Annotated in this window: 13 protein-coding genes; 5 read left to right on the forward strand and 8 right to left on the reverse strand. The window is 54.1% G+C overall.

The features are described from left to right. Positions 1 to 40 precede the first annotated feature (40 nt). The 6 genes from CWM54_RS25270 to fdhD form a co-directional block, all read right to left on the reverse strand. Positions 41 to 883, reverse strand: coding sequence for a class II fructose-bisphosphate aldolase (locus CWM54_RS25270; RefSeq protein ID WP_100698896.1), 843 nt, complete (start codon positions 881 to 883; stop codon positions 41 to 43). Then, complete coding sequence (locus tag CWM54_RS25275; RefSeq protein WP_004203642.1) at positions 870 to 2237, reverse strand: PTS sugar transporter subunit IIC; 1368 nt, start codon at positions 2235 to 2237, stop codon at positions 870 to 872. Before CWM54_RS25275 ends, CWM54_RS25270 begins: the two co-directional genes overlap by 14 nt. After that, a complete protein-coding gene (locus CWM54_RS25280) occupies positions 2230 to 2544 on the reverse strand; it encodes a PTS sugar transporter subunit IIB (protein ID WP_061156257.1) in 315 nt (104 codons plus the stop codon). Before CWM54_RS25280 ends, CWM54_RS25275 begins: the two co-directional genes overlap by 8 nt. An 11-nt stretch (positions 2545 to 2555) precedes the next feature. Then, positions 2556 to 3536 carry a 6-phosphofructokinase gene (locus CWM54_RS25285; protein WP_061156258.1) on the reverse strand — a complete coding sequence of 327 codons (981 nt, stop codon included), beginning with the start codon at positions 3534 to 3536 and terminating at the stop codon, positions 2556 to 2558. A gap of 393 nt (positions 3537 to 3929) precedes the next feature. Beyond that, complete coding sequence (locus CWM54_RS25290) at positions 3930 to 4142, reverse strand: YdgH/BhsA/McbA-like domain containing protein (RefSeq protein ID WP_004127125.1); 213 nt, start codon at positions 4140 to 4142, stop codon at positions 3930 to 3932. 128 nt (positions 4143 to 4270) lie between these two features. Then, entirely contained in the window at positions 4271 to 5107 is an 837-nt protein-coding gene (fdhD, locus tag CWM54_RS25295; protein WP_100698898.1) for a formate dehydrogenase accessory sulfurtransferase FdhD, read from the reverse strand. Positions 5108 to 5263: 156 nt separating this feature from the next. On the opposite strand from fdhD, the gene fdnG reads away from it, so the two are divergent. The 4 genes from fdnG to fdhE are packed head-to-tail and all read left to right on the forward strand — an operon-like array spanning position 5264 to position 10787. Further along, a complete protein-coding gene (gene fdnG, locus CWM54_RS25305) occupies positions 5264 to 8314 on the forward strand; it encodes a formate dehydrogenase-N subunit alpha (RefSeq protein WP_089503795.1) in 3051 nt (1016 codons plus the stop codon). Between the two features lie 12 nt (positions 8315 to 8326). Continuing rightward, positions 8327 to 9229 carry a formate dehydrogenase subunit beta gene (gene fdxH / locus CWM54_RS25310; RefSeq protein ID WP_002882822.1) on the forward strand — a complete coding sequence of 301 codons (903 nt, stop codon included), beginning with the start codon at positions 8327 to 8329 and terminating at the stop codon, positions 9227 to 9229. Then, positions 9226 to 9861: a formate dehydrogenase cytochrome b556 subunit gene (gene fdoI / locus CWM54_RS25315; protein ID WP_061156261.1), complete on the forward strand. Its 636-nt coding sequence runs from the start codon at positions 9226 to 9228 to the stop codon at positions 9859 to 9861. The genes fdxH and fdoI overlap by 4 nt, the downstream gene beginning before the upstream one ends. After that, positions 9858 to 10787 (forward strand): formate dehydrogenase accessory protein FdhE, encoded by a 930-nt coding sequence (gene fdhE, locus CWM54_RS25320; protein WP_100682009.1) that lies wholly within the window; start codon positions 9858 to 9860, stop codon positions 10785 to 10787. The genes fdoI and fdhE overlap by 4 nt, the downstream gene beginning before the upstream one ends. Positions 10788 to 10959: 172 nt before the next feature. Here fdhE and CWM54_RS25325 read toward each other — a convergent pair whose 3' ends face one another. After that, positions 10960 to 11343, reverse strand: a complete 384-nt coding sequence (locus CWM54_RS25325) for a type II toxin-antitoxin system VapC family toxin (RefSeq protein ID WP_100698900.1) — start codon at positions 11341 to 11343, stop codon at positions 10960 to 10962. Beyond that, a complete protein-coding gene (locus tag CWM54_RS25330) occupies positions 11343 to 11585 on the reverse strand; it encodes a CopG family transcriptional regulator (RefSeq protein WP_004150355.1) in 243 nt (80 codons plus the stop codon). The genes CWM54_RS25325 and CWM54_RS25330 overlap by 1 nt, the downstream gene beginning before the upstream one ends. 204 nt (positions 11586 to 11789) lie before the next feature. Here CWM54_RS25330 and CWM54_RS25335 point away from each other — a divergent pair, with 204 nt between their 5' ends. Continuing rightward, positions 11790 to 12707, forward strand: coding sequence for an alpha/beta hydrolase (locus tag CWM54_RS25335; protein ID WP_100698902.1), 918 nt, complete (start codon positions 11790 to 11792; stop codon positions 12705 to 12707). Positions 12708 to 12716: the final 9 nt, after the last annotated feature.

Raw genomic sequence — 12716 nt, forward strand, 5'->3', positions numbered from 1 at the left:
CGGAAGACAGGGCAACAAAAGATAAGTGTCGGTAAAAACGCTATTTAAATAGCGCCATTTTTTCCATTAATACGGCAGTAACTGCCTGGTTGGCGGGAATTAAAAATTTCCGTACGCTGTCATTTACTTTTCCTTTCTCGAACGTTGATTTACAGCGGTCGACCCACTGTACGTTCATTTCCGTTCCGACGTTCACTTTATTAATCCCTTCAGTGACGGCCAGCCGCATATCTTCGTCACTGACGCCTGTGCCGCCATGCAGCACCAGCGGCACGCCAGTCGCTTCGCTTATTGCCTTCAGCCGCGCATGCTGTATCTGCGCTTTACCGGTGTACAGGCCATGTACAGTGCCCACCGAGACGGCCAACATATCGACCTGCGTCTCCTCCACAAAACGTTTCGCGTCGTCGACGGTAGTAAAACAGATATCTTCGGCAGCCACCGCTTTTCCATCCTCTGACCCGCCGATCGCCCCCAGCTCGCCTTCTACCGTAATATTGCGCGGGCGGGCCATCTCCACCACAATTCGCGTATTGCCGATATTTTCCTCGAGGCTTAAGTGAGAGCCGTCGTACATCACCGACGAAAAACCCGCATTCATTGCCGTCTCGATGGCCTTAATATCGGAGCAATGATCGAGATGCAGGCAGGTCGGGATATTTTCACTGTCTGCTAATGAACGCACGGCATCGACCAGTAACCGATACCCCAGATACTCTGCGGTACCGGTTGAAATTTGGATCATTAACGGACTGTGGCTGCTTTGCGCGGCTTTGAAAAAAGCCGGTAACATCTCAATACAGTGCAAGTTAAACGAACCAATCGCTTTAAAATTTCTTTCCTGAGCGATGTTTAAAATCTCATTAAAATTATACAGACTCATGAACATTTTCCCCTTTCGGCTTAGCGGATTTACCGTTTACAAACCATGCCAGTGCGGCGACAAACACAATAAACAAGGCGACAAAGAGCCAGTTATTCTGGAAGGCGTGGCCTAATACCAGACCGGAACTGATGACGTCAGAATCGCTGAAGGTGACGCCCGTAAAGCCGTAGCTCTCCAGCATGGGCACCAGAATGGCCGGCAGAAAAGTGATAAACAGACCGTGGATAACCCCGCCGATCATCGCCCCGCGACGTCCGCCCAGCGCATTGCCAAATACCCCTGCCGTGCCGCCGGCGAAAAAGTTGGTTAACAGCCCGGGGAGGATCATCGCCAGGCCGAACATCGGGAAAACCAGCATGCCAATAATCGAGCCGACAGTCGTCGCCAGAAATCCGACAATCACCGCATTCGGCGCATAGGGAAACAGCACCGGGCAATCGAGAGCAGGCTTCGCATCCGGGACAATACGCATCGCGATACCGCGAAAAGCCGGCACCAGCTCATTGAGTAATAAACGCACGCCGCTATAGAGGACAAAGACCCCGGCGACAAACTGAATGGACTGCATGAAGGCATACATCAGGTAATTAATGCCGCCGGAGAACTGCGCGATGTACTGCGGCCCCGCCGCGATAGCCGGGATGAGATACATCGGTACCATCACCACCGCCATGGCCAGATAGGTATCCTGCAGAAACTTAAAGTTATCAGGCAGCTCGAGATCTTCCGTGGAACGAGAACCTTTACCGACGACCTTAGCGACCGCGGCCTGCACCAGATAGCCGATGGTACAGAAGTGCCCCAGGGCCACGTCGTCAGACCCGGTAATGCGCCTGACCACCGGCTGCGCCAGGGCCGGCATCAAGACCGCCATCACCCCGCCGAAGATACCCCCGGTTAAAATCAGCGGTACGCCGGTGAGCCCGGACTTATAGCCAATGACAGCCCCAATTGTCGCCATCCACAGCAGCGCCTGGCCGGTCAGGAAAATATATTTTAGCGGCGTCAGACGGGCGATAATAATATTGACGGCAAAGATCACCAGCAGCGTCAGCGCCACCTCCGAACCTAATTCCCGATTCGCTAACCCGGCGATGGCGGCCACATCGGTAATGTAGCCTTTCATGCCAAACCCCTGGGTGAAGATATCGTTCAGGAAGGTTAGTGTGGCGACAATGATGTTTATCCCGGCCATCATAATTAAGAAACCGAGTAGCGTTTTAAATGTTCCTTCCGCGGTTTTGCCTGGCGATTTCTTTTGCAGGATCAGGCCAAGCATGGCAATAAAAGCAATAAGGATGGATGCCTGACCGAGTAAATCCTTAACGATAAACGCAACGAAGCTATTCATAATCAGCCACCTTCAGATGACGTTCTTTTAAGAATGCGACGATCTTGGTTTCAATCTCCTCTTTATCAGTAAGCTTATTCAACACCACGACACGTTTAATATCTTCTTCACTGGCATCGGCGGTTAAGATGTCGGCAAAAGTTTTTTGCGTCAGAATCATATCCGATTTAAAGGCTCCGGCTTCGGACACGGTGGTGTGTTCAATATGAGCGGGAATTTCCAGCTTCTTTAAAACTGCCTTCGCCGTCATTTCAATGGCAAAGCTTGAACCGAGGCCGCAGCCACATACGCATAAAATTTTCAGCATGGAGGGTCTCCTCAAATAATATTGAGTTGCTTGGCAAGTTTATAATGATGTCCTTCAGTATCGACCAGACGTTTTTTCATACTGACTAAATCAATCGGAATAGGTTTGTTACTGGAATTAATTATTATGGCTTTATTTTTCATACCTGACTGAATACAGCGAACCACTTCACTGGCCATAATGGTGCCCTGATAAATCTCTTCACAGGTTGGATCACCGCTGCGTAAGCCATAGCCGACGATCGTTTTACGGATACGGACACCTATTTGTGGTTCCAGCTGTTTAATCATGGTATCAATCGCCCCCTGAAAGCCGGGAGAGTACTCTTTGGTATAGCCTTCTGAGCAGAGGATCACGACGCTATTTTGCGTGCTCAGCTTCCGGGTAATCCGTTCCGCGAGTATGGCCAGCGGCATTTGTGCCTCCGGGATCAGGGCAATATCAGCATTACATTTAATGGCGGACTGTAACGTTAGTTCTCCACAATAGCCTCCTAATATCTCAACCATAAAAACCCGACCCGGCAGCGCTCTTCCGGTATTTCTTAAACGGGAGACTTCTTTAATAATTTGCTCACAGGCCGTGGAAAAACCAATCGTATAATCACTGCCATACACATCATTATCGATCGTCATCCCCACGCCAAAGCAATTAATCTCAAATTCACTAAGGGTATTCAGAAACTGCAGGCTGCCATCACCCCCGGCCATAATGAGCACATCAATACGCAGCGATTTAAGTTTTTTAGCAATGCTTTCATATTCACTGCGCTGCAGTTTGCGACTGGTTCGCCCCGAGGTAATGATCGGCACTGCGGTAATGGAGAAATCAACCAGATCGCGCCACGCCATATCCTGATGACTTTTCTCCAGTAGCCCTGGAATACCGCCATTAAACAGCGTGATATCGGCATTAGCCTGCCTGGCTATCTGGAATATAAAATTATTCATTCCCGAAACATCCCCGCCGCTAATAACGATGCCAATTTTCATGACGCTTCCTCGCTCATTTGCCTGACAACATTTTTCCCTGAGTACAAGCCTTCTATTTGCAATGAAGATCACATAATGCGTATTAAATTACGTCAGTGAATAGTTGACAGTAGCGGCGATATGCTTATTTTTGTGATAAACATCTCATTTAAAGAAGGTGATCTCCATCGCTTTCTGTTTTTAATATCTTTATATTTCATAGCGTTAAAATATCGAGATATTCAGGCGCGCAGACCGTTCCTTTGCCGTAAATATGGGGATTTAAGAAAAGAGCGGAAACGTGATTACTACCACATTTTTTTCGTAGCAGAGGGAAATATCGGTAATATCGCAGATGCGGGAAGCGAAACAAAAAAAGCGCCCTAAGGCGCTCTTTCGACAGTAACTTTATGCTTATTTGTTCAGTTCCGCAGTCATATGCACGCGGTTGCCGGTAAAGGCTTCGGTAATTTTGTAAGACGAAGCGCCAGCAGCCTGCGCCTGAGCAGCGATTTTCGCTTCCGCACCATCCATCGTGGCAGCGGTGGCGGTCACGGTTTCAGCAGCAAAGGAACCAAAAGAAGCGGCCAGTGCGATTACTGCGACAAAAGTTTTGATGCTTTTCATGATATAAACCCTTTCATTTAGTTGTTTAGATAAGGCGCCGTGCCTTGATGTGTTAAATAGTAGTCCGCACATCGGTAAACTAAAAGCGGAAGGATTTGCTGTCATTATTCAAATTTATTGATTGATATTTAGCCCGCAATTAAACGCTGCGGATGGGTGTAGACTGTCGCCCTGCCCGGCTTGCAAAAGCCCACCAGCGTCAGATTGCAGCGCTCGGCCACTTCCACCGCTAAGGTGGTGGCCGCCGAGACCGCGAACAGGATCTCGACGCCGCACATCGCGGCCTTCTGCACCATTTCATAGCTGGCGCGGCTGGAGACCAGCGCGGCGCCATGCTGCCAGTCCTCGCCGATTTCCGCACGCTGGCCCAGCAGTTTATCCAGGGCGACATGCCGGCCAACGTCTTCAAAACCGCCCGCCAGCTCGCCAGTCGTCCGGACCCAGGCGGCGGCATGGGTGCAGCCGGTGAGCCGGCCAACCGGTTGAAAGTCGTTAAGATGCGCCAGGGCGTGGTCGAGGTTGGCTAGCTCGAACGTCTGGGTGAACGGCAGCGGTTGTACCGGCTTACCAATATCGTTGAGCTGCTCGACGCCACACACACCGCAGCCGGTACGCCCGGCCAGCGCGCGACGCCGGGCTTTGAGCCCCATAAAACGTCGGCTGGAGAGCTCAATCTGTACCTCAAGGCCATTGCATACTGAAACCACGTCCATGCCGAAAATCTCCCGGCGATGCTCGATAATCCCTTCGGATAAGGAAAAGCCGACGGCGAATTGCTCCAGGTCTTTCGGCGTAGCCATCATCACCACATGGGAGATACCGTTGTAGACCAGCGCGACGGGAATTTCTTCGGCTAACTCGTCTGGCTGAGGGTGTTGCAGATCCTCGCGCTTCCAGAGTGAGACCTGGCGATATCCTGTGACATTCGTCACATTTTTGATTTGTTCGAGAGGCTTCTTATTCACTTTGCTTTAACCGTATTGGAACAGGCATACACACAATGTGGTATTCTGTTTTTATCCCTTCTGGAATGAGGGAAATTAGCCCTAATTCTGAACCTTTGCGGCCTTCACCGCAAAGTAAATAACTACATGTGACAATGTCGAAACAAGGAGCGAACCATGCAGGTCAGCAGAAGGCAGTTCTTTAAGATCTGCGCTGGCGGTATGGCGGGAACCACGGCAGCAGCGCTGGGCTTTGCCCCGGCAACTGCGCTCGCGGAGACACGGCAGTACAAATTGCTGCGCACGCGCGAAACCCGTAACACCTGTACATACTGTTCTGTCGGCTGTGGGCTGTTGATGTATAGCCTCGGCGACGGCGCAAAAAACGCCAAAGCATCCATTTTCCATATCGAAGGCGATCCGGATCATCCGGTTAACCGTGGTGCGCTCTGCCCGAAAGGGGCCGGTCTGGTGGACTTTATCCATTCTGAAAGCCGCCTGAAATTCCCGGAATATCGCGCGCCAGGTTCCGATAAATGGCAGCAAATCAGCTGGGACGAAGCGTTTGATCGCATCGCCAAGCTGATGAAAGAAGACCGCGACGCCAACTTTATCGCGCAAAACGACGCCGGCACCACCGTCAACCGCTGGTTGACCACCGGGATGCTGTGCGCCTCCGCCTCCAGTAACGAAACCGGCTATTTAACGCAGAAATTCACCCGCGCCCTCGGGATGCTGGCGGTGGATAACCAGGCGCGTGTCTGACACGGACCAACGGTAGCAAGTCTTGCTCCAACATTTGGTCGCGGTGCGATGACCAACCACTGGGTGGATATTAAGAACGCCAACCTGATCGTGGTGATGGGCGGTAACGCCGCAGAAGCGCATCCGGTGGGGTTCCGCTGGGCGATGGAAGCCAAAATTCATAACGGCGCCAAGCTCATCGTTATCGATCCGCGCTTTACGCGTACGGCGTCGGTGGCAGATTTCTATACCCCGATTCGTTCCGGTACCGACATTACCTTCCTGTCGGGCGTGATCCTGTACCTGCTGAATAACGAAAAATTCAACCGTGAATATACCGAAGCCTACACCAACGCCAGCCTGATCGTGCGTGAGGACTATAGCTTCGACGACGGCCTGTTCAGCGGCTATAACGCAGAAAAACGCCAGTATGACAAAACCAGCTGGAACTACGAGCTGGATGAAAACGGCTTCGCCAAACGCGATACCACGCTGCAACATCCGCGCTGCGTCTGGAACCTGCTGAAGCAGCACGTTTCTCGTTATACCCCGGATGTAGTCGAAAACATCTGTGGTACGCCGAAGGCCGACTTCCTTAAAGTTTGCGAATACATTGCCGAAACCAGCGCGCCGGATAAGACCGCGTCGTTCCTGTATGCTCTCGGCTGGACCCAGCACTCCATCGGCGCGCAGAACATCCGCACCATGGCGATGATCCAGCTGCTGCTCGGCAACATGGGGATGGCTGGCGGTGGCGTCAACGCCCTGCGCGGTCACTCCAATATCCAGGGTCTGACCGACCTCGGCCTGCTCTCCACCAGCCTGCCGGGCTACATGTCGCTGCCGAATGAAAAACAGGCCGACCTGCAGACCTACCTGACGGCTAACACGCCGAAGCCGCTGCTGAAAGATCAGGTTAACTACTGGGGCAACTATCCGAAGTTCTTCGTCTCCATGATGAAAGCCTTCTTCGGCGACAAAGCCACTGCAGAAAACAGCTGGGGCTTTGACTGGCTGCCGAAATGGGATAAGAGCTACGACGTTCTGCAGTATTTCGAGATGATGAATCAGGGCAAAGTGAATGGCTATATTTGCCAGGGCTTTAACCCGGTCGCCTCGTTCCCGAACAAAAACAAGGTGGTGGCTTCTCTGTCGAAGCTGAAATTCCTTGTGACCATCGACCCGTTGAACACCGAAACGTCCACCTTCTGGCAAAACCACGGTGAGTCGAACGATGTTGACCCGTCGAAAATCCAGACCGAAGTGTTCCGTCTGCCGTCCACCTGCTTCGCCGAAGAAAACGGGTCGATCGTCAACTCCGGCCGCTGGCTGCAGTGGCACTGGAAAGGCGCGGACGCCCCGGGGATCGCCGTGACCGATGGCGAAATCCTCGCCGGTATCTTCACTCGCCTGCGTAAGATGTATGCCGAAGAGGGCGGACCAGCGCCGGAGCCGGTGCTCAACATGACGTGGAACTACTCCACTCCGCACGAGCCGGCATCTGAAGAAGTGGCGATGGAAAGCAACGGTAAAGCGCTGGCGGATATTACCGATCCGGCAACCGGCGCGGTAATCGTTAAGAAAGGGCAGCAGCTGAGCTCCTTCGCACAGCTGCGCGACGACGGCACGACTTCCAGCGGCTGCTGGATCTTCGCCGGAAGCTGGACGCCGGAAGGCAACCAGATGGCGCGCCGCGATAACGCCGACCCGTCAGGCCTCGGCAACACGCTGGGCTGGGCCTGGGCATGGCCACTTAACCGCCGCATCCTGTATAACCGCGCCTCCGCGGACCCGCAGGGTAAACCGTGGGATCCTAAACGTCAGTTGCTGAAGTGGGACGGCGCGAAATGGGGCGGCGTGGATATTCCGGACTACAGCGCCGCCGCGCCTGGCAGCGACGTCGGTCCGTTTATCATGCAGCCTGAAGGGATGGGCCGTCTGTTCGCTATCGATAAGATGGCGGAAGGACCGTTCCCGGAACACTACGAACCGTTTGAAACGCCGCTGGGGACTAACCCGCTGCATCCAAACGTGGTCTCTAACCCGGCCGCTCGCGTCTTCAAAGGCGATCTCGAGCAGATGGGTAAGGCCGATAAGTTCCCTTACGTCGGCACCACTTACCGCCTGACCGAGCACTTCCACTACTGGACCAAACACGCGCTGCTTAACGCCATCGCGCAGCCGGAGCAGTTTGTGGAGATTGGTGAAAAACTGGCGAATAAGCTTGGCATCGGCCACGGCGATACCGTCAAGGTCTCCTCCAACCGCGGCTATATCAAAGCCAAGGCGGTAGTGACTAAACGTATTCGCACGCTGAAAGTTGACGGTAAGGACATCGATACCATCGGCATTCCTATTCACTGGGGCTATGAGGGCGTGGCGAAAAAAGGCTTTATTGCCAATACCCTGACGCCGTTCGTCGGTGATGCGAATACGCAGACACCGGAGTTCAAAGCTTTCCTCGTGAACGTGGAAAAGGTGTAACGGAGACGACTTATGGCTTATCAATCGCAAGATATTATTCGTCGTTCCGCGACTAACGGTTTCACCCCCGCGCCTCAGGCGCGGGACCACCAGCAGGAGGTGGCGAAGCTTATCGACGTCACCACCTGTATCGGCTGCAAAGCCTGTCAGGTGGCCTGCTCCGAATGGAACGATATTCGTGATGAAGTCGGTCACAACGTCGGGGTGTATGACAACCCGGCGGATCTGACCGCCAAGTCATGGACGGTGATGCGCTTCTCGGAAGTGGAGCAAAACGACAAGCTGGAATGGCTCATCCGTAAGGATGGCTGCATGCACTGCGCGGACCCGGGCTGCCTGAAGGCCTGCCCGTCAGAAGGCGCAATCATTCAGTACGCCAACGGTATCGTCGACTTCCAGTCCGAGCAGTGTATCGGCTGCGGCTACTGTATCGCCGGCTGTCCGTTCGATGTGCCGCGTCTGAACCCGGAAGACAACCGCGTCTACAAATGTACCCTGTGCGTAGACCGCGTGACCGTCGGCCAGGAGCCGGCCTGCGTGAAAACCTGCCCGACCGGCGCAATCCACTTTGGCTCCAAAGAGGATATGAAAACGCTGGCCGGCGAACGCGTAGCTGAGCTGAAAACCCGCGGTTATGACAATGCGGGCCTGTACGATCCGGCCGGCGTCGGCGGCACCCACGTCATGTACGTGCTGCACCATGCCGACAAGCCGAATCTGTACCATGGCCTGCCGGAAAACCCGGAGATCAGCCAAACCGTGAAGTTCTGGAAAGGCATCTGGAAACCGCTGGCGGCCGTCGGCTTCGCCGCGACCTTCGCAGCCAGTATCTTCCACTACGTCGGCGTCGGTCCGAACCGCGCGGAAGAGGAAGAGGACAATCTGCATGAAGAGAAAGACGAGGTGCGCAAATGAAAAGACGTGACACCATCGTGCGCTACACGGCGCCGGAACGCATCAACCACTGGGTCACCGCCTTCTGCTTCATCCTGGCGGCGGTAAGCGGGTTAGGCTTTTTCTTCCCGTCCTTTAACTGGCTGATGCATATTCTCGGTACGCCGCAGCTGGCGCGTATTCTCCACCCGTTCGTCGGGGTGGTGATGTTCGCGTCGTTTATCATCATGTTTTTCCGTTACTGGCACCACAACCTAATCAATCGGGATGATATCTTTTGGGCGAAGAATATTCGTAAGATCGTCGTCAACGAGGAGGTGGGCGATACCGGGCGCTATAACTTCGGCCAGAAATGCGTGTTCTGGGCGGCGATTATTTTGCTGGTACTGCTGCTGGTGAGCGGTGTGATCATCTGGCGTCCGTATTTTGCGCCGGCTTTCTCAATCCCGGTGATCCGATTTGCGCTGATGCTGCATTCATTTGCCGCAGTGGCGTTAATTGTGGTTATCATGGTGCATATCTACGCCGCCCTCTGGGTGAAAGGCACCATTACCGCGATGGTGGAAGGCTGGGTTACCAAAACGTGGGCGAAGAAACATCACCCGCGCTGGTACCGAGAGGTCCGCCAGAAACAGGAAAAGTCATCTGAATGAGTATTCGCATAATCCCGCAAGACGAGCTGGGTTCGAGCGAGAAACGCACGGCGGAAGCAATTCCGCCGCTACTGTTCCCCAGGCTGAAAAATCTGTACAACCGCCGCGCTGAACGCCTGCGTGAGCTGGCCGCCAACAACCCCCTGGGTGATTACCTGCGCTTTGCCGCGCTGATCGCCCATGCCCAGGAAGTGGTGCTGTACGACCATCCGTTGCAAATGGATCTGACGGCCCGTATTAAAGCGGCCAGCGAACAGGGTAAACCGCCGCTGGATATCCACGTCCTGCCGCGCGACAAGCACTGGCACAAGCTGCTGCACTCGATGATTGCCGAGCTGAAGCCGGAAATGAGCGGCCCGGCGCTGGCGGTCATTGAGAATCTGGAAAAAGCCTCTGAGCAGGAGCTGGAGCAGATGGCCAGCGCGCTGTTTGTTTCCGACTTCGCCTCCGTCAGCAGTGATAAAGCGCCGTTCATCTGGGCCGCGCTGTCGCTCTACTGGGCGCAGATGGCCAGCCTGATCCCGGGTAAAGCGCGCGCCGAATACGGTGAACAGCGTCAGTTCTGCCCGGTATGCGGCTCGATGCCGGTCTCCAGCATCGTGCAAATCGGCACCACTCAGGGGCTGCGCTATCTGCACTGCAACCTGTGTGAAACCGAGTGGCACGTGGTGCGCGTCAAGTGCAGCAACTGTGAACAGAGCCGCGACCTGCACTACTGGTCGCTGGACAACGAGCAGGCAGCGGTGAAAGCCGAAAGCTGTGGCGACTGTGGAACCTACCTGAAGATTATGTATCAGGAGAAGGATCCGAAAGTCGAAGCCGTCGCCGACGATTTGGCGTCCCTGGTGCTCGACGCCCGCATGGAACAGGAAGGCTTCGCCAGAAGCTCAATTAACCCGTTCATGTTCCCCGGCGAAGGGGAGTAAGTTCTGCAGTGTGATTTCGGGCGGCTCTAGTCGCCCGTTTTCCTTCTTGCGATACGAGCGTAGGCAAGGATGACTACCCGAGCCACTGACTGTCATCAGAGGTCAGCCTTTGGCTGGACACACTCGTTTCAGACGAGTTTGTCGCTCACTTGTCGTCCTCCTGCCACTCGAATTATTCAGGGTGTAGTTCGTACGACGTGACTACGCCAGGAATACCGGCAAAATCCTTCGTATTCCGCGTAATCAGTTCCAGACGATGGAGTTGCGCCGTCGCCAGAATGATGGCATCCGGCAGCTTAAGCTTATACTCCTGCCGCAGCGCAACGCTTCGCTCTGCAATATCCTGTGAGATGTTAATGATATTAAAGGAGCTTAGCGCCATTCGCGTGCGCTGCTCCTGGTGATATTTTTTAGCGCCAACCATCACCTCCATCCAGGTAATCAGACTGATCGCATTCTGCGGTGGCCAGGCCTCCAGCGCCTGTTTGGCTTCGCGACGCCCGCTAAATAAATCAATAAGAATATTGGTATCAAAAAGCGCAGATCCGGAGGTCATTACCACTCCTTGCGTAGCTGACGTTGATATTCCATGCCGTCTTCTTCGCAGTCTTGCCACAGACCCAGCGCACTGGAGATGGTATCTTTAGCTCGATCTTGTTTCTCCAGATATTGTTCAACCGCTTCACGTAACAGTTCCGCTCGCGGAATGTTACGCTGCACTTTGAGGTCATCGAGACGTTGAATGACATCGTCTGATAAATCGAGAAGAATTCTGCCCATATCCCTTTCAGCCATCATGCTCATATATACCTCAAGTATATCACCAGTGATGAAGTTATGAGCAATCTACAGCTTTTGAAATCGGAAACAAAAAGGATTTTGCCAGGTAAACGCTTTTTTGCGAGCCGCTTTCCATAATGCACAGGCGACCTCAACAGGCCTGTCTTTTCGCCATAATCCAGGTTATAACACTGGATATTAAAACAGTATAAGGAACTTCATATGGCGCTGGAAAAAGGGATTGCTTCGCTGGTTGAGGCATTTATTGCGGCAGGTCGTCCGTCATCACGCGAGCAACATATTGATGATCGGAGGGCCGGCTATATCGCCAGTGCGGTACTCGCCGGGGAGACGGAAACGCGAGTGCGGGTGGAGGATATCACTCTGGAGGGTATGCACTTCCGCGTCGTTTCGCCGCCCACTGCCGACGGCCTGCTACCCACGCTTATCTACTACCACGGCGGCTGTTTTGTCAGCGGCGGCTTTACCACCCACGATAACCAACTCCGTCAGTTAGCCATGTTCAGCGGTTGCCGGGTGATCGCTGTGCAGTACCGCCTGGCGCCGGAGTATACCTTTCCGGCGGCGCACGATGATGCAGAACGAGGTGCTACGATTATTCACCAGCACGCAAAGCAGCTTGGCGTTGATGCCTCGCGCATCACGCTGGCCGGCGACAGCGCCGGAGGTCATCTCGCCCTGGTCACGGCTCTGCGCCTGAAAGCGAAAGCGGCGTGGCATCCTGCACAACTGATTCTGATTTATCCGATGCTTGACCCCACTGCCAGCATAGCGAGCTACCTCAGCAATGGCGATGACTATGTGATTACCCGGGACACGCTACTGAGCGGCTACGAAATGTACCTCGCCTCGACGCCGGCAAACCATCCGGATGCCAGTCCACTCTGGCGAGAAGATTTTAACGGGCTGCCACCGGTGCATATTCTGACAGCTGAGTTCGATCCTTTACGCGATGAGGGTGAAGTGCTGTACCGAAGGCTGACGGAGCAAGGGGTGGAGAGTTCCTGTCAGCGTTATCTGGGGGTGATCCACGGCTTCTTTCAGCTGGGGGGCGTCAGCCACGCCGCGCGTGATGCTATGCGGGATATCGCCTGGCGTGTGGCATCGCCAGGACGATAACGGCCAGAG

The sequence above is a fragment of the Klebsiella sp. D-Nf1 genome, assembly GCF_002810515.1.
In the GTDB taxonomy this organism is placed as follows: domain Bacteria; phylum Pseudomonadota; class Gammaproteobacteria; order Enterobacterales; family Enterobacteriaceae; genus Klebsiella; species Klebsiella variicola.

Bases quoted from the DNA above. Each gene is read 5' to 3' on its own strand.
- CWM54_RS25290 (WP_004127125.1), bottom strand. From the start codon at position 4,142: ATGAAAAGCATCAAAACTTTTGTCGCAGTAATCGCACTGGCCGCTTCT.
- CWM54_RS25335 (WP_100698902.1), top strand. From the start codon at position 11,790: ATGGCGCTGGAAAAAGGGATTGCTTCGCTGGTTGAGGCATTTATTGCG.
- fdoI (WP_061156261.1), top strand. From the start codon at position 9,226: ATGAAAAGACGTGACACCATCGTGCGCTACACGGCGCCGGAACGCATC.
- fdhE (WP_100682009.1), top strand. From the start codon at position 9,858: ATGAGTATTCGCATAATCCCGCAAGACGAGCTGGGTTCGAGCGAGAAA.
- CWM54_RS25330 (WP_004150355.1), bottom strand. From the start codon at position 11,585: ATGATGGCTGAAAGGGATATGGGCAGAATTCTTCTCGATTTATCAGAC.
- CWM54_RS25280 (WP_061156257.1), bottom strand. From the start codon at position 2,544: ATGCTGAAAATTTTATGCGTATGTGGCTGCGGCCTCGGTTCAAGCTTT.
- CWM54_RS25285 (WP_061156258.1), bottom strand. From the start codon at position 3,536: ATGAAAATTGGCATCGTTATTAGCGGCGGGGATGTTTCGGGAATGAAT.
- CWM54_RS25325 (WP_100698900.1), bottom strand. From the start codon at position 11,343: ATGACCTCCGGATCTGCGCTTTTTGATACCAATATTCTTATTGATTTA.
- CWM54_RS25270 (WP_100698896.1), bottom strand. From the start codon at position 883: ATGAGTCTGTATAATTTTAATGAGATTTTAAACATCGCTCAGGAAAGA.
- CWM54_RS25275 (WP_004203642.1), bottom strand. From the start codon at position 2,237: ATGAATAGCTTCGTTGCGTTTATCGTTAAGGATTTACTCGGTCAGGCA.
- fdxH (WP_002882822.1), top strand. From the start codon at position 8,327: ATGGCTTATCAATCGCAAGATATTATTCGTCGTTCCGCGACTAACGGT.